Raw genomic sequence first — 17304 nt, 5'->3', positions numbered from 1 at the left:
CAAAACCGCCGGTCGACGGCGATCGCGGTGAGGTGTTCTTCTCCGCTTGCCAGACTGCCACATTGGTGTAGGTTATTAAATATTAAATAACTGAAGCGACTGCATTCGGGAGGTGGGGACCTGTGGACGCGCGAGCACAGCTGTCGCACTTGAGCTCGGAGGAGCGCCGGGTCCTGGCGGACAGGATCAGGGGCCTGCTCGACGCCGACGCGGCAACGCCCGACCACGATGTCACGATCGTCGGGGGCGGCGCGGCGGGCTTGACCCTCGCTCTGGAGATCCGCGGCGCGCGGCCGCAGACGCGCGTGCTGGTCGTCTCGCCGCGCTCGTACCCGGTGCCCGAGGTCACCCACACGGTCGGCGAGTCCACGGTCGAGGTCTCCGCCCACTACCTGCGCGACCGTCTCGGCCTGGGCGACCATCTGCAGACCTCGCAGATTCGCAAGATGGGTCTGCGAATGTTCTTCTCGCACGATCAGAACACCGACATCGCTCAACGGGTGGAACTCGGAAGCTCCGCTTTCGTGCCGCAGGTGACCTACCAGATCGACCGCGGCAGGTTGGAGAACGAGCTGCACCGGCGTTGCGTCGCCGAGGGCGTCGACATCGTCTCCGGCCGGGTGGTGTCCGTCGAATTCGGCCCGGCGGGACGCGCGAGCACGGTTGCCTACCAAACCGGCGAGACCGTCGCACGCACGACCACGCGATGGGTGGTCGACGCGTCGGGCCGAAACCGCACGCTGTCAAGGCAATTGGGCCTCAGGCGCGCCAACGAACACAACTGCAATGCGGTGTGGCTGCGCATCGCGATGGAAATCGACATCGGCACCTGGAGCGAGGACACGCAGTGGCAGTCGCGGCTCATCGAGGGGGACCGCGCGCTGTCGACCAATCATCTGATGGGCGAAGGGTATTGGGTGTGGCTGATCCGGCTCGCGTCCGGGTCCACGAGCGTCGGGATCGTGGCCGACCCGGCCGTCCACCCCTTCGACCGGTACAACACGCTGGCCAAAGCGCGCTCCTGGCTCAGCGAGCACGAGCCGCAGTGCGCCGCGGTCCTCGCGGACAACGAGCACCTCATCAGGGACTTCCGGGTCATGAAGAATTACAGCCACGGCGCGACGAAGGTCTACGACGGCCGCGAACGTTGGTGTCTCACCGGCGATTCAGGGGTGTTCCTGGATCCCCTGTACTCGTCGGGGCTGGACCTCGTGGCGATCGGCAACGGCCTCATCACCGACATGATCGCCCGCGACCTCGACGGCGAGGACGTCGTCGCCCGATCGGCGATCAGCGACTCCCTGTTTCGCTCGCTCACCGACATGTGGCTTGCCGTGTACTGCGACCAATACCCGCTGATGGGGTCGCCGGCGGTGATGTCGGCAAAGGTGATCTGGGATATCGCCTTCTATTGGGGCTTCGTGGGTTTCCTCTATGCGAACGGCCGGTTCGTGAGCGTCGCCGACGACCCGCAGGTGGTGCCACACCTGGAAGGGCTCATCAAGCTCAGTAACCGCATGCAGCGGTTCTTCCGGGAGTGGGCCGCCGTCGAGGACGCGCGTCCCTCGGCGCAATTCGTCGACCTGTACTCTCCCCTGAACTTCATGGTGACCCTGCACACGGCGATGATGGGGCAGGCTCCGGAATTCCTGGCGCGATTCGACGCGAACGCTCTGCTACTGCGCCAGCTGGCCGGCCAGCTGATGGAGACCGTGGTGTCGGACAAGGGCGGTCGCTTCGACGACGACGACGTCATCCGCCAGGTGCAGGCCTGGCAGCGCGACCCGTTCGTGCAAGAACTCCGCTCCGTCTACCGGCGCGAGCAGGCAACCAATCCGATCAGCCGCGACTGGATCTGCACACCGGCACCGGCGCTCGAATTCCGTTGACGCGCCCGCTCTCCCGCATCGTGACCCGTTTCGAGCCCAGAGGATGAACATGTCCGACCATGGCGCCCGCGAGCCCCTGGCGATCGTCGGGATCGGTTGTCATCTGCCCGGAGGTGTCCACGATCCGGATGGCTACTGGGACCTGCTGCGCGGTGGCATTGACGCCACCTGTCCGGTACCCGAGACGCGCTGGAACGCGGACTCCTACTACGACCCCAATCCGGGGAAGATCGGCAAGATGGTCACCCGGCGAGGCGGGTTCCTCGGCGAAGTCGACCAGTTCGACCCCCAGTTCTTCGGGATCTCCCCCCGGGAGGCGAACCTCCTCGATCCGCAGCAACGCCTCATGCTGCAGACCACCTGGGAGGCCCTGGAAGACGGGGGAATACCGGCGGACGGCCTGGCCGGCGCCGACGTGGGCGTGTTCGTAGGCGGGTTCACCCTGGACTACCAACTGCTGCAGAACCGGGGCCGCACCAGTCGGTACCGGTTCAAGACCCATTCCTCCACCGGGATGATGATGACCATGCTGGCGAACCGCATCTCGTTCGCCTTCGACTTCCGCGGCCCGAGCATGACGATCGACACGGCCTGCTCGAGCTCGCTCGTCGCGGTTCACCTTGCGGCGCTGAGCATCTGGAACGGCGAATGCGACCTCGCGCTCGCCGGCGGGGTCAACATCATGATCGGGCCCAACACCGCGATCGCGGAGTCGAAGAGTGGGTTCCTGAGCCCCGAGGGGCGCAGCAAGGCGTTCGACGATTCGGCCGACGGGTACGCGCGCGGAGAGGGGGGCGCGGTCGTCGTCATCAAACCCCTCGGGCGTGCGCTGCGCGACGGCGACGACGTCTATGCACAGATCCTCGGGACGGCGGTGTCCCAGGACGGTCACACCGACGGCATCACCGTACCCAGCGCCGAGGCGCAACGGGCCGCGATCACCGCCGCCCTGCGCCGGGCGGGCGTTCGCCCCGCCGAGGTCGGCTACGTCGAGGCGCACGGCACCGGAACGCCCGTGGGCGATCCCATCGAGGTGCAGGCCCTCGCCGAAGCCCTTGCGGTAGAACGCCCGTCGGACAGTCCCCTGCTCATCGGATCGGTCAAGACCAACATCGGCCATCTCGAGGCCGGCGCCGGCGTGGCCGGACTGATCAAGGCGTCGCTGGTCGTCAAGCATGGCTACATTCCGGCGAATCTCCACCTCAAGACGCCGAACCGGCGAATGGCACTCGACGACATGGGCATCGAGATTCCCCGGACCGGCCGCCCGTTCCCCGCCGCCGAACGGCGGATCGCGGGGGTCAACTCGTTCGGCTTCGGCGGCACCAACGCCCACGTCGTGCTGGCCGAGCCCCCCGCCGCGCCCGACGTTCCCGCCGCGAAACCCGTTGCGCCCGTTCCGTTGGCCGTGTTGCCGATCTCGGCTCGTTCCGAGGACGCGCTGGCCGCGACGGCCGAACGGCTCGCCGCGCACCTCGACGCGCATCCCGACGTCACGGTCGGTGATCTCGGATACACCCTCAGCCGCCGCCGCTCGCACCTGAGCTACCGTCATGCCGTGGTCGCGGGCAGCGTGACCGAGGCACGAGATCAGTTGCGGGCGTTCGCCGAGGGCGGGCGGAGCGCCGCGGGCCGCACACCCGCGGGCGCCGCGAAGTTGGCGTTCGTCTGCACCGGGATGGGCCCCCAGTGGTGGGGGATGTGCCGCGACCTGCTCGATGCCTTTCCGGCTTTCACCGACAGCATCGCGCGAAGCGATCGCGAGCTGTCCCGCTACGCCGACTGGTCCCTGCTCGATGAACTCACGGCCGACGAAACCCGTTCCCGCATGGCCGAAACCGAATTCGCTCAGCCCGCCAACTTCGCCATCCAGATAGCACTGGCCGAGCAACTCGGACGGTTCGGGGTGCACCCCGACGCCGTGGTCGGTCACAGCGCCGGTGAGGTCGCCGCCCACTATCTGGCCGGAGTGCTCACCTTCGAGCAGGCGATCCGGGTGATCTATCACCGAAGCCGCCTCCAACAACGCGTGAGCGGGCAGGGCCGCATGCTGGCGGTCGGCCTCGACGCCGAATCGCTCTTCGATGCCCTCGACGACGCGACGCGAGTTCACGTCGGGCGGGGCGTGTCGATCGCCGCGGTCAACGGCCCCGCCGCCACGACCATCGCGGGCGACGGCGATGTGCTCGAGGACATCGCAGGCCAACTGGACGAGCGCGGCGTCTTCAACCGGTTCCTCAACGTCAAGGTGCCGTATCACACCCATTACATGGACGCCGTCAAGGACGACCTCTACGCCTCGTTGAACGGGCTGTCCTCCGCCGCGGCGACGGTCCCGCTGTACTCCACCGTCACCGGCGAGCGGTTGGACTCCTACGCCGCCGGCGCCGCCTACTGGTGGCAGAACACCCGCGCGACGGTGCTTTTCGAGCCCGCGATCCGCCGGATGCTCGACGAGGGGTACACCCACTTCGTCGAATTGGGACCGCATCCCGCCCTCGCGACGTCGATCGTCGAGGCTGCCGCGTCGCACGGCACGGACGTGGTCGTCCTGGCGACCCAGCGACGCCACCAGGACGACGGTCGGACGCTGATGGACTGTGTCGGCGCGCTGCACTGTCACGGCCGGCCGCTCGACTGGGAAGCGCTCTATCCCCGGCACGGGGCCCGCTTGCTGAAGCTGCCGTCCTACCCGTGGCAATCCAAGCGGTACTGGAATGAGCCGCCGGAGGCCGTCGAGGAGCTGCACTACAACCCGGTTCATCCGTTGCTCGGGCAGCCCGTGAGCGCCGTGCACCCGACCTGGGAAATCGAGTTGAGCACCGCGCGCATACCCTTCCTCGCGGACCATAGGGTGCAGGGAAGCGTCCTCGTGCCGGGGGCGGTGTACATCGAAATGGGTTTGGCCGCCGCGAAAGAGACCTATGGATCGGCGGAGCACAGCGTCGACAACCTGACTCTGCACCGCGCCCTCATCCTCGACGACACCTGCGACCCCGTCCTGAGGACCACGCTCAACCAGGACACCGCGACGCTGGAATTCACCGCGTTGACCGCGACGGCCGGCGGTGACCTCAAGTGGGTGATCACGGCGACGGCCGAGCTCAACACCCAGCCGCCGAGGCGCGGCCAGGTCCCCGCCGGCGAGGGACAGGTCACCACGATCGACGGAGACGAGTTCTACGCGCGCACGCATGCCGCCGGATTGGCCTACGGCACGGCGTTTCAGACCGTCACCGGGGTCATCGCCGGCGAGGGCTGGGCGACGGCGCGACTCACCGTCCCCGCACCGGTCGGCGCCGAACTCGGCGCGTACCGATTCCATCCGGCCCTCATCGACGGCGCATTCCAGACTCTGCTCGGCACACCGCTTTTCGGATCGGACGGCAGCGAGAGCCCTTTCCTGCCCGTTCGGGTCGGGCGCAGCGCCATCTTCGGCCCGCCCGAACCGGACATGACGGTCCACGTCAGGGTCGTATCGGCGAGCGAAGACTCGATGGAGAGCGACATCGTCATCACCGGAGAAACCGGTGCGCCACTCGCGGTTTTCGACGGCTTCACCGTGCAATCGCTGAGCGCCTCGTCGCGCATGTCGCCCGAACGCGTGGACAAGGGGATCCTCGAGCTGCACTGGGTCGCGCATGGCGACGCGCAGCTCGACGAGCCCGAAAGCCCGACGCGGACAGACGCGTCGGTGTGGCTGATCCTCGCGGACTCAGGAGGATTCGGCGCGGAGCTCGCGCAGCGGATGCGCCGTCGCGGTCAACGCGTGCACACGGTCGTGCATGAGCCCGTCGGCGCGCTCACGCGACGCGACGGAGGCTACGCGCTCGACGCGCGGCGGCCCGAGCAGCTACACCAACTGCTCGAAGCGCACGTCGACGCGGAGGGCAACCTCGACGGGATCATCGACTGCCGGCCCCTGGACATTCCTGACGAGGCCGGTGAGAGTGATTGCCAATCCGGCCTTTTCGCGGTCGTGCACCTCGTCAAGGCCCTGGCGGACCACGACAACGTCCAGCCGCGTCTCTACCTGATCACCGCCAATGCGCAGCCGGCGCGTGCGGGCGACGCACTCGCCGTCGGGCAATCGGCAGTCTGGGGGCTCGGTCGGGTGATCGGCCACCAGGAGTTCACGAAACATTGGGGCGGGCTCGTCGACATCGACCGGGCCGACGACCATGGCGAGAGCGCCGAGCGCGTCTGCCAACACGTCCTCGCCGACGATCCCGATGATCAGCTCGCCATCCGCGGCGGGGCGGCGTTGGTGCCGCGTCTTCGGCCGAGCAGCAGTCTCACCAAGGCCTTTCCCACCAAATTGACGCCCGACGCCACGTACGCGGTGACCGGCGGCGCCGGCGCGTTGGGTCGCGTCGTCACGACATACCTCGCCGAACGCGGCGCCCGGCACATCACCTTGCTGTGCCGCACCGAGGTCCCGCCGAGGAGCACCTGGGAGCAGATCGGCGACGACGATCCGCGGCACGCCACCATCGCGGCAATTCGCAAGGCCGAACGCCTCGGCGCCCGGGTCACCACGGCCAGCGTCGACATCACCGACATCGACGCGGTGAATGCCTGGTTGAGCAAGCACATTCGCGACGGGGCGCCACCGGTCCGCGGCATCCTGCACGCCGCGGGCGTCGTCCACGACCAGCTCCTGGTGAACATGACCGAATCCGACTTCGCCCGGGTGCTGGCGCCCAAGATGCGCGGCACCCGCGTCCTGCACGACGCGCTGGCGGGGCATGAACTCGAATTCTTCGTCATGTTCGGTTCCGCCGGTTCTGTCATCGCCTCACCCGGGCAGGGGAACTACGCCGCCGCCAACGCGTGCCTCGACGCGTTCGCCCACTATCGCCGCGCTCAGGGGCTGCCAGCGCTCACCATCGGGTGGGGCCCGTGGTCCGTCGGCATGGTCGAAAAGCTGGAGCTGGAAAGCACATACGCGCAGCGAGGGATCGAGCTCATCACGCCGGCGGCGGGCACCCAGATCCTCGATCGGCTCATCAACCAGAAGGTGGCCGCGGTTGTCGCGCTGACCGCCGACTGGACCCGGGTTCGCCATGGGCTCGGCGGTCAGGCGCCGCGGATGTTCTCCGATCTGGGCGCGGCCGAACGCGTGACGGGGAGCGGCGACCCGGAATCGTCCATGCTGGAACTGCTTTCGGCGTGCCCGGAAGCCGACAGGCTCGGCGCGGTCGCGCGCCAGGTCCGCCAGGTCGTCTCCGCGGTCTTCGATTTCGCCGTCACCGACATCGGACCCGACGACGCCCTCGACGACCTAGGCCTGGACTCGATGATGGCCATGGATTTCCGGGCCAGGATCAGCGCGCTGTTCGGCGTCGACCTGCCGGTGCTGGAGCTGCTGAAGGGCGTCAGCGTCAACTCGCTGGCGGTTCGGATACTCGCCGATCTGCATCTGGACGGCGCCGACGCGCCACCGATCGACGACGATCGGCCCGAACCGCCAGTCGCCGACGACGTCGACCGCATGATCGAACAGCTGTCCGATGCCGACCTGCGAAAGATGCTGGCGGAACTCGAGGTAACGGATCGGGACAGGGGATGACGCACGATCGGTCGTCCGCGGTGTGGGTGCGGGGGCTGTCGAAGGCCTACGGGCAGCGGCAGGCCGTGCGCGATCTGGACCTCGACGTCGGCTACGGCGAGATCTTCGCGATCCTCGGGCCCAACGGTGCGGGCAAGTCGACCACCATCGAAATCCTGGAGGGACATCGCAAGCGCGACTCCGGACGCGTGCGGGTGTTGGACGAGGACCCCGGAACCGCGGGCCGCAACTGGCGCGCCAGGATCGGCATCGTGCTGCAGGAGGTCAGCGACTCGGGGATGCTCACCGTGTCGGAGACGGTGCGCATGTTGGCCAAGTCCTATGGCAGGGCCCGCGATCCCGAAGACGTGCTCGGCCTGGTCGGGCTGACCTCCGCGTCCGACTCGAAAGTCAGGGCGCTGTCCGGGGGGCAGCGTCGCCGGCTCGACGTCGCGCTCGGCATCGTGGGCATGCCGGAGCTGCTGTTCCTGGACGAACCGACAACCGGATTCGATCCGGACGCCAGACGGAAATTCTGGGACCTCATCACGGTGCTGGCCGCCGACGGCACGACCATCCTCCTGACGACCCACTACCTCGAGGAAGCCGCCGCCCTGGCGGATCGGGTCGCGGTGCTGGCCGACGGCAGGGTGGTGGCGGTCGACTCGCCGGCGAGGCTGATCGGGTACGTGGATTCGGCCGCGACGGTCCGCTGGATGGAGGGAGACGAGGTGCACGTCGAGACGACGGACCACCCGACCGAACTGATCAGGCAGCGGGCGAAGGACGGCGCGGAACTGGCGCAGCTCACCGTCTCCCGGCCGACGCTCGAAGACGCCTACCTGCAGCTGATCGGGCAGGCGTGATGGACGTCAGCCACCTGCGGACGTCCTCGCCGGCCCGGCACCGCGAGGCCGAGCCGGCGTCGCCGCTCCCCACCCCGCTCCGCATCGGCCTGTCGCGCGTCGTCCCCGAGTTGAAGATGTTCTACCGCCGGCCGGAACAGGTGGTGCTGACGTTTTCGATGCCGGCGGTGATCGGCATCTTGCTCGGTTCGATCTTCACGGCCAAGCTGCCCAACAGCGATACCAGCACCGGGGCCGTGATCGCGGCGAGCATCCTCGCCTACGGAATCCTGTCGACGTCGTTCATCAACCTGGGGATCAGCATCGCGGCCGACCGCGACACCGGCGCCCTGCGGCGACTCCGTGGGACGCCGACGACCGCCACCTCGTACTTCTTCGGGAAGATCGTTCTGGTCGCCGTCGCGAGTCTCGCCGAGGCCGTCGTCCTGTTGGCGGTGGGGGTGACCGTCTTCAAACTCCATTTGCCGAGGGACGTTTTCGATTGGTTCACGCTGACGTGGGTCTTCATCCTCGGCATCGTCAGTTGTTCATTGCTGGGGATCTTCGTCAGCAACCTGGCGAGCAACGCGGTCTCGGCCGCCGTCATCACCAACGGGCCGGCGGTCGCGCTGCAGTTCGTATCGGGGACCTACGTGCCGCTCGTCGCCTTGCCGGCGTGGATGCTGACTCTGGGTTCGTTGTTCCCCGTCAAGTGGATGGCGCAGGGATTCCGGTCGGTGCTGTTACCGCCGGAGATGGCCGCCTTCGAGCCGGCCGGCAGCTGGGAACACTGGCGAACCTTCCTCGTGCTGGCGGCGTGGACGGTCGGTGGGTTGATCGCCTCGCTCCGGGTGTTCCGGTGGTCGGAGACGCGCTGACCCGGCGCCGGCAATCCCATTGAGTGTGTACTCGTGGCGTCGGGTGTGAAGCCGCGGTCGCGTTTCCCTCGATATTCCCGCCCACGGTTCACACTCAAAGCCGTTGATAAACGCTCGAATCCGGCGCGAACGCCCGGCGTCACCGCGCGCTAGGAAAAGTCGGCCTGCGCGCAGGTGCTGGGCGAGGTGATGTTGACCCCGCTGTAGACCACCTGGATGTGGGTGCAGGTGATGACGTTGATGTCGGTCTTGGGCTGGCCGGTGCCCCAGTCGGTCGAGTCGATGCGGCCGCTCGTCTGGTATTTGTCCGGCGGGCCGCCGCCGAAGTAGATGGTCGTGACCTCGTCGTTGCCCATCGCCTTGTTGACGCGCTCGTTCTGACCGCTGGAGTGCACGTCCAGGTAAGCCATCCGGTTCGTCGACCGGATCTCCGTCGTCTGCCGGGCCCAGAGGTCGTTGGGGAATCCGGTCACGCCGTCCGGCGTGCGCATGTCGGCGCCGGCGGTGAAGTTGCAGAAGCCGCCGTTCTTGAAGCAATCGAGGGTGACGTGCGTTTCCAGCTGGTTGGGGCCGTCCAGCGGGAACAGGGTGGTGGCGGTGTTGCTCGCCGCCGACGAGACCGGGGCCCAGAGCAGCGCGAGCGCACCCGCGACCACCGCAAGACCAGTTGTCAGCCGCCTCATCGTGCTCCCCTTCCCGGTTCGCTACGCGACTACTCGTCGTAGGTGACTTCTACCGAATCAGATTCCGGGTGAGATTGACAGGCCAATATCAAACCTTCGTCGAGGTCTTGTTGCTCCAGGACGTCGTTGACCTCCATGTTGACCTTGCCCTTGCGCAGGGTGCACGCGCACGCGCCGCAGTGGCCCTCCCGGCAGGAGAAGGGCGCGTCCAGGCCTTTGGCCAACAGCACGTCGAGCAGCTTGGCGCTGCGGGGCCACGACACGGTGTGGGTTTCACCGTCCAGTTCGACGACGACGGTGGCCGGCGGCTGGTCGCCCTCGGCGGTGTCCTCGATCGTCACCGCCGCGAAGGGATCGGACTCCAGCGATTTGAAGACCTCGATATGCACTTGGGCCGCAGGCACATTCAGCCCGTCCAGCGCCTGGCGGGCGGCGTCCATGAAGGGCCCGGGCCCGCAGATGTAGACGGGCCTGTCGACGAATGGGGCCGCCAGCCTGGCCAGCGCGGCGGCGCTCGGCAGTCCCTGCAACGACTCCAGCCAGTGCACGACGGTGAGTCGATCCGGATACTTGGCCGTCAGCTCGCGCAGCGCGTCGGCGAAGATGACCGAACGGTCGTCGCGGTTGGCGTAGACCAGCACGACGTGGCCGCTGCCCTCGGCGAGCGCCGACTTGCAGATCGACATGATCGGGGTGATCCCGCTGCCGGCCGCCAGGAGCAGGAAGTCGCCGTCGAGGGTCTTGGGCACGAAGGTGCCCGACGGCGCCAGCACGTGAATCCGCATCCCCTTGTGTGCGTGGTCGCACAGCCAGTTCGACGCGTAGCCGTCCGCGGTGCGCTTGACCGTGACGGTTAGCGCGTCGTCGGTGAAGGGCGAGCTGCACAACGAGTAGCAGCGGGCCACGGACCCGGTGCGCTCACTGGGGATGCGCAGGGTGAGGAACTGGCCGGGCGCATAGCGCAGCCGCTCGGGCGGAATCGCCGGATCGCCCTGAGCGTCGGGCACGGCGAACACCAGCGACCGGGCGTCGTCCGTCTCGGCGACCACCTCGGCGATTTGCAGTTCCAGGACGTGGTCGCCGAGTGGCTCGTCGGGGATCGCTTCGGTCAAGACCCCGTCCTCCCTCGTCACAACTAGAACATGTTACAGAAAACCCGATATGCATCGCTACCAGCCGCAGGAATACCCTCCTCGACACAAATCGGAACGTGTTCTAGTCTCTGTGGTAAGTCCACGGTGTAAGTCTGGCCCAGGAGGACCCTAAGTGACGTCCATTCAACAGCGTGATGCGCAGTCCGTGCTCGCTGGCATCGACGACCTGCTGCCCCGCATCAGGGGGCGCGCGCAGTTGACGGAGGATTTGCGCCGGCTGCCCGACGAGACCGTCCAGGAATTGCAGGACGTCGGCTTCTTCACCTTGTTGCAGCCCGAGCAGTGGGGCGGCCTGCAGTGCGACCCCACGCTGTTCTACGAGGCGGTCCGGCGGATCGCCAGCGCCTGTGGTTCGACCGGATGGGTGGCGTCGATCCTCGGCGTGCACAACTGGCACCTCGCCCAGTTCGACCAGGAGGCCCAGGAAGAGGTCTGGGCCGACGACCCGAGCGTGCGGATCTCGTCGTCGTATGCCCCGATGGGCGCCGGTGTGGTGACCGACGGCGGCTACCTGGTCAACGGGTCGTGGAACTGGTCGTCGGGCTGTGACCACGCGACCTGGGCCTTCCTCGGCGGCCCCGTCATCAAAGACGGCCGTCCCGTCGACTTCGGCAGCTTCCTGATCCCGCGCACCGAGTACCGCATCGACGACGTGTGGCACGTCGTCGGGCTACGCGGCACCGGCAGCAACACCGTTGTGGTCAAGGACGTCTTCGTGCCCCGGCACCGATTCCTGTCCTACAAGCAGATGAACGACCACACCGCGGGCGGCCTGCAGACCAACACCGACCCGGTCTACAAGATGCCCTGGGGGACAATGCATCCCACCACCATCTCGGCCCCCATCGTCGGGATGGCTTACGGCGCGTACGACGCTCACGTCGAGCACCAGGGCAAGCGGGTGCGCGCCGCGTTCGCGGGCGAGAAGGCCAAGGACGACCCGTTCGCCAAGGTCCGCATCGCCGAGGCCGCCAGCGACATCGACGCCGCGTGGCGCCAGTTGAGTGGCAACGTCGCCGACGAGTACGCGGTGCTGAAATCCGGCAGGGAGATTCCGTTCGAGCTGCGCGCCCGCGCCCGGCGCGACCAGGTGCGCGCGACCGGGCGGGCCATCGCCTCGGTCGACCGGCTGTTCGAGGCCTCCGGCGCCACCGCGCTCAACAACGACGCTCCGGTGCAACGGTTTTGGCGCGACGCACACGCCGGCCGGGTGCACGCCGCCAACGACCCCGAGCGCGCGTACGTCATCTTCGGGAATCACGAGTTCGGGTTGCCGCCTGGCGACACCATGGTATGACCGCCACTGAGGAACTGACCTTCGAGTCCACCTCTCGATTCGTCGAGGTCGATGTCGACGGGCCCCTGAGGCTGCACTACCACGAAGCCGGTGTCGGCAACGACCAGACCGTGGTGCTGCTGCACGGCGGCGGCCCCGGCGCGGCGAGTTGGACCAACTTCGCCCGCAACATTCCGGTGCTGGCGCAGCGATTCCACGTGCTGGCCGTCGACCAGCCCGGCTACGGGCAGTCGGACAAGCGTGCCGAGCACGGGCAGTTCAACCGCTACGCCGCCCGGGCGCTCAAGGGACTTTTCGACCAGCTGGAGCTGGGTCGTGTTCCGCTGGTGGGCAATTCGCTGGGCGGGGGCACCGCCGTGCGGTTCGCCCTCGACTACCCCGACCGGGCCGGGCGCCTGGTCCTGATGGGTCCGGGCGGGCTGAGCATCAACCTGTTCGCGCCCGACCCGACGGAGGGTGTCAAGCGGCTCACGGCATTCTCTATGGAGCCCACCCGCGAGAACCTCGAGGCCTTCCTGCGGGTGATGGTCCACGACAAGAAGCTGATCACCCCGGAGTTGGTGGACGAGCGGTTCGCATTGGCCAGCACGCCGGAGTCGCTCACGGCGACCCGGGCGATGGGAATGTCGTTCGCGGGGGCCGACGCCGAGCTGGGGATGATGTGGCGCGAGGTGTACCGGCTACGCCAGCCCGTCCTGTTGATCTGGGGCCGCGAGGACCGGGTGAACCCGCTGGACGGCGCGCTGGTCGCGCTCAAGACAATTCCGCGTGCGCAGTTACACGTCTTCGGGCAATGTGGACACTGGGCGCAGGTGGAGAAGTTCGACGAGTTCAACAAGCTCACCATCGATTTCCTGGGAGGTGCCTGATGAGCATTCGGGCTCTGGGTTACCTGCGCATCGAGGCCACCGACATGGGGGCCTGGCGCGAGTTCGGCCTGAAGGTCCTCGGCATGATCGAGGGTAAGGGCAGCGTCGAGGGCGCGCTCTACCTGCGGATGGACGACTTCCCGGCGCGCTTGGTGGTGGTGCCCGGCGAGCACGACAGGTTGCTCGAAGCCGGCTGGGAATGCGCGAATGCCGAAGGCCTGCAAGAGATTCGGAACCGGCTCGACGTCGAGGGCACCCCCTACAAGGAGGCCACCGCCGCGGAGCTGGCCGACCGGCGGGTCGACGAGATGATCCGGTTCTCCGATCCCTCGGGCAACTGTCTCGAGGTGTTCCACGGCGCCGCCCTGGAACACCGCCGGGTGGTGAGCCCGTACGGGCATAAGTTCGTCACCGGCGAGCAGGGCCTCGGCCACGTGGTGCTGTCCACCCGCGACGACGCCGAGGCGTTGCACTTCTACCGCGACGTGCTCGGATTCAAGCTGCGCGACTCGATGCGGATGCCGCCGCAGGTGGTGGGGCGCCCCGCCGACGGGGCCCCGGCGTGGCTGCGGTTCTTCGGCTGCAACCCCCGCCATCACAGCCTGGCCTTCCTGCCGCTTCCGACGCCCAGCGGCATCGTGCACCTGATGATGGAGGTCGAGAACGCCGACGACGTCGGCCTGTGCCTGGACCGGGCGCTGCGCCGCAAGGTGCCGATGTCGGCGACGCTCGGCCGCCACGTCAACGACCTGATGCTGTCGTTCTACATGAAGACGCCCGGTGGGTTCGACGTCGAGTTCGGTTGCGAGGGAAGGCAAGTCGCCGACGAAGACTGGATCGCCCGGGAGAGCACCGCCGTCAGCCTGTGGGGTCACGACTTCACTGTCGGCATGAGCGGCTGAGCCAAAGGAATCATGTCCGCGCAGATCGATCCCCGGGCCTTCCGGCAGGTGCTCGGCCAGTTCTGCACCGGCATCACCATCATCACGACCGTGCATGACGAGGTGCCGGTCGGCTTCGCCTGCCAGTCGTTCGCGGCGCTGTCGCTGGACCCCCCGCTCGTGCTGTTCTGCCCGACCAAGGTCTCGCGGTCATGGAAGGCGATCGAGGCGAGCGGCCGGTTCTGCGTCAACGTGTTGAGGGAAAAACAGAAGGACGTCTGCGCGCGATTCGGTTCCAAAGAGCCGGACAAGTTCGCCGGAATCGATTGGCACGCATCGGAGCTCGGCTCGCCGATCATCGACGGCTCGCTGGCCCACATCGACTGCACGGTGGCGTCCGTACACGACGGCGGCGATCATTTCGTGGTGTTCGGCGCCGTCCGGTCGCTGTCGGAGGCGCCCAAGATCAAGCCCCGCCCCTTGCTTTTCTACCGCGGGGAGTACACCGGGATCGAACCGGACAAGACGACGCCGGCCCAGTGGCGCGACGACCTCGAAGCCTTCCTGACGACCACCACGCAGGACACCTGGCTTTAAACACAAACCGCCGACATTCGATGTTTGGCGGCCGCCCGTTCTGGAAACCCGCACTTACGTGCGTCTTGGGGCGCGCCCGATGGCCCGTTGAGGGGGCGGGCCATCGGGCTCATCCGAAGAGGGCCACTTCAGTTGGGCGTGGCCCGATGACCGGGTTCCTGAACATGCTCCGGCCGCCCGTTACCGAGATTCCCGCCCCGATCGTCCACCGACTCGCGGGGCGCCTCGTCGGGGCGCCGCACCGCAGGGTCCTGCTCTTGCTTCTGCGCGTTCGTCGGGTCGATGCTGTCGGCGCGCTCCCACTGTTCCTGCAACCGCTCGCGCGACGACGCCGCCTCGTTGTGGTGCATGGCCGCGCGTTCCTGCAGCCTGGCCGCCTCGGCGGCCTTGGCCTCGGCCTCCGCCTGCGCGGCGCGGGCCCTGGCGGCCGTCTCGTCGGCGACCGCTTGCCGCCGCTCGACCCTGCCGGCCTCGACCCGGGCCTGCTCGCGGATCTCTTCGGCCTCGCGCAGCCGGCGCTGACGGCGGGCTCGGGCGGCCGCGGCGACCACGGCGGCGATGACCAGGACCGCCACCACGACGGCGATCACGATCCAAACGATGTTGTGGTTGTTCATGATGGGCTCCGTTGAGGTCCGTGTGCCGTTGTGCACCCCGCCCTAACCAGATCCCCATATTCGACACGGATCAAACACACGGCCGCGCTACATGAAGTCGAGCGCCTCGACCGTCGCGATGGGTCCCTCGTGCGTCGGGCGGTTGGCGCCCCCGATGCAGTACACCGTGTTGCCGACCGCGGCGACCACCTCGGCGTGCCGCGCCGTCGGCATCGGCGGAAGCGTGCTCCACTTCCCGTCCGAGATGTCGAACATCTCGACCGTGTTGAGCACCATCGTCGGCTCCTCGCCACCGGCCACGACGATCCGCCCGTCGATGTAGGCGGCCCCGTAGCTTCCGCGCGGGGTCGGCATTCCGACCAGCTTGGTCCACGTCCCCGACGCCGGGTCGAACCGTTCGAACGCCGCGGTGTTCTTGTCCGACGACAGGAAGCGCCCGCCTACGGCGTACAGGTAGGTGCCGTCGGAGACCGCGGCCAGGTGTTCGCGTGGGGTGGGCATGTCGGGAGCGTCCGTCCACGAGCTGCCGTCGAAGACCTCGGTCTGGGGGACCAGCTGCTTGGCGTTCTGTCCGCCGACCACCACGAGCTTGTCGCCCGCCACCGCCGCGGCCGGCGCCGCACGGGCGTGGTTCAGGCTGGGAAGCTCCACCCAGTTGCCGCCCCGCAGCGCGAAGACCTTGTTCGACCCGTCGGCGATGTTGTCGGTGGCGCCCCCGAGCACAACCACCTCGCCGCGGTAGGTCGCGGCCGTCGCGTGGTGCAGCGGGATAGGCAGGGGTGGGCCCGTCTCCCAGGCCCCGGTGCTGGGCTGGTAGCTCTCGACGGTTTGCAGGGTGACGCCGTTGCGCAGGCCTCCCATGATCCAGATCTTGTCGCCCACCACCGCCCACGCCATCATCAGTCGCGCGGTGGGCGCGTCGGGCAGGCTGCGCCACTGGGCGGCCGGCTGGATCCTGCGTGCGGGCAGCTTGAGCACTTCGGCCGTCGCGACCACCTGGCCGTCTCCGACCGCCGTTGACCCCCCGATCGCGTACACCGACTTCTCGACCGCCGCGACAGCCATGCCGTGGCGGGGAGTCGACATGTCCGGCAGGCCCCCCCACGTCCGGGTCATCAGGTCGAACACCGACACACTCTTGAGAACCTGGCCCTTCGCGACGCCCCCGACCGCCACGAGGCGTCCGTCGGCGATCGCCACCCCGAGGTCGCTCCGCGCGTCCGGGAGGGCCGGCAGGGCCGCCCAGGCCCTGGCGGCCGGGTCGTACGCCTCTACCGTCGCAAGCTCACCGGTGGCGTTCGACCCGCCGACCGCGTACACGAGCTTTCCGTCCGAGGCGGCGGACAGCATCCGTCGCGGGGTCGGGATGGGCGCCCCGAGGGTCCACGACGTGCCGTCGAAGACCTCGGTCGTGTTCAGCAGCGCGCCGTTCGCGTCGACCCCGCCCGTCACGATCAACCGATCGTCCACCACGGCCGCGGCCGCGGCCGCCCGGGGCTGGAGCAGGTGGGGAAGTTCCACCCAGCGGCTGTTCACCACACGCCAAACCTGATCGGAGGCAACATTTTTGGCGCCATCGGCCTTCCAGCCGCCAAGCACGACGGGATTGCCCATCCAGGTGACCGCCGCCGCGTGCTGAACGGCCACCGGCAGGTCGTCGCCGCCCTTCCACTCGTCGATCGCGGGGTCATAGCCCTCGTGTCGCGGGCTGACCGCGCCGTCGCTTCGTATCCCGCCGAAGATCCAGATCGTCCCGTCCACCTGCGTGGTCGCCGCCGCATCGCGCGCAACCCGGGCGTTCGTGATCGGCTTCCATGCCGGCCCCGGCGGAGCGCTCGACTGGCCGCCGGCGACGGTGTGCTCCTTCTTGTTCGACGCGACGGCGAGGTAGATGCCGCCGGCCACCAGCAGGACCACGACGACGAGCGCGCCGGCCAGCATCGCCAGGCGGTTTCGCTTCTTGCCCGGCTCGCCGAACCACGAGGCCGCGCGCGCGGTCGGCGGCGGCTTGCCGCCCGGGGGGGGGGGGGGGGGCGCCGGGGC

General features: G+C 68.2%; 12 protein-coding genes. 8 read left to right on the top strand and 4 right to left on the bottom strand.

Annotated features, from left to right (window positions below):
* Positions 1-122: 122 nt before the first annotated feature.
* Genes GPY60_RS21355 through GPY60_RS21340 form a run of 4 tightly spaced genes read left to right on the top strand, consistent with a single transcriptional unit; the run spans position 123 to position 9163 of the window.
* The gene (locus GPY60_RS21355) at positions 123-1889 is read left to right on the top strand and encodes an NAD(P)/FAD-dependent oxidoreductase (protein ID WP_156689697.1); all 1767 of its coding nucleotides are present in this window, start codon (positions 123-125) and stop codon (positions 1887-1889) included.
* 49 nt (positions 1890-1938) lie between these two features.
* Complete coding sequence (locus GPY60_RS21350; RefSeq protein ID WP_231639764.1) at positions 1939-7461, top strand: type I polyketide synthase; 5523 nt, start codon at positions 1939-1941, stop codon at positions 7459-7461.
* Positions 7458-8306, top strand: coding sequence for an ABC transporter ATP-binding protein (locus tag GPY60_RS21345; protein WP_156689695.1), 849 nt, complete (start codon positions 7458-7460; stop codon positions 8304-8306). The genes GPY60_RS21350 and GPY60_RS21345 overlap by 4 nt, the downstream gene beginning before the upstream one ends.
* The gene (locus GPY60_RS21340) at positions 8306-9163 is read left to right on the top strand and encodes an ABC transporter permease (RefSeq protein WP_156689694.1); all 858 of its coding nucleotides are present in this window, start codon (positions 8306-8308) and stop codon (positions 9161-9163) included. Before GPY60_RS21345 ends, GPY60_RS21340 begins: the two co-directional genes overlap by 1 nt.
* A gap of 149 nt (positions 9164-9312) precedes the next feature.
* Here the strand turns inward: GPY60_RS21340 and GPY60_RS21335 are convergent, their stop codons facing one another.
* Together GPY60_RS21335 and GPY60_RS21330 are read right to left on the bottom strand one after the other, a co-directional pair.
* The gene (locus GPY60_RS21335) at positions 9313-9846 is read right to left on the bottom strand and encodes a hypothetical protein (RefSeq protein WP_156689693.1); all 534 of its coding nucleotides are present in this window, start codon (positions 9844-9846) and stop codon (positions 9313-9315) included.
* A 29-nt stretch (positions 9847-9875) separates the two neighbouring features.
* Positions 9876-10958 (bottom strand): ferredoxin--NADP reductase, encoded by a 1083-nt coding sequence (locus tag GPY60_RS21330; protein ID WP_156689692.1) that lies wholly within the window; start codon positions 10956-10958, stop codon positions 9876-9878.
* Positions 10959-11112: 154 nt separating this feature from the next.
* Between GPY60_RS21330 and hsaA the strand changes: the two genes are divergently transcribed.
* Genes hsaA through hsaB form a run of 4 tightly spaced genes read left to right on the top strand, consistent with a single transcriptional unit; the run spans position 11113 to position 14644 of the window.
* Positions 11113-12297: a 3-hydroxy-9,10-secoandrosta-1,3,5(10)-triene-9,17-dione monooxygenase oxygenase subunit gene (hsaA, locus tag GPY60_RS21325; protein WP_156689691.1), complete on the top strand. Its 1185-nt coding sequence runs from the start codon at positions 11113-11115 to the stop codon at positions 12295-12297.
* Positions 12294-13166: a 4,5:9,10-diseco-3-hydroxy-5,9,17-trioxoandrosta-1(10),2-diene-4-oate hydrolase gene (hsaD, locus tag GPY60_RS21320; protein ID WP_156689690.1), complete on the top strand. Its 873-nt coding sequence runs from the start codon at positions 12294-12296 to the stop codon at positions 13164-13166. Before hsaA ends, hsaD begins: the two co-directional genes overlap by 4 nt.
* Positions 13166-14068, top strand: coding sequence for an iron-dependent extradiol dioxygenase HsaC (gene hsaC / locus GPY60_RS21315; protein ID WP_156689689.1), 903 nt, complete (start codon positions 13166-13168; stop codon positions 14066-14068). The genes hsaD and hsaC overlap by 1 nt, the downstream gene beginning before the upstream one ends.
* A gap of 12 nt (positions 14069-14080) precedes the next feature.
* The gene (hsaB, locus tag GPY60_RS21310; RefSeq protein WP_156689688.1) at positions 14081-14644 is read left to right on the top strand and encodes a 3-hydroxy-9,10-secoandrosta-1,3,5(10)-triene-9,17-dione monooxygenase reductase subunit; all 564 of its coding nucleotides are present in this window, start codon (positions 14081-14083) and stop codon (positions 14642-14644) included.
* A gap of 128 nt (positions 14645-14772) precedes the next feature.
* Here hsaB and GPY60_RS21305 read toward each other — a convergent pair whose 3' ends face one another.
* Complete coding sequence (locus tag GPY60_RS21305; RefSeq protein WP_197283779.1) at positions 14773-15261, bottom strand: hypothetical protein; 489 nt, start codon at positions 15259-15261, stop codon at positions 14773-14775.
* An 87-nt stretch (positions 15262-15348) separates the two neighbouring features.
* Positions 15349-17304, bottom strand: a 1956-nt coding sequence (locus tag GPY60_RS21300) for a Kelch repeat-containing protein (protein ID WP_156689687.1), incomplete at its 5' end; no start/stop codon positions are given.

It is taken from the genome of Mycobacterium sp. Marseille-P9652 (assembly GCF_902652685.1).
In the GTDB taxonomy this organism is placed as follows: Bacteria; Actinomycetota; Actinomycetes; order Mycobacteriales; family Mycobacteriaceae; genus Mycobacterium.
This window is presented reverse-complemented; position numbering and strand designations above follow the sequence as displayed.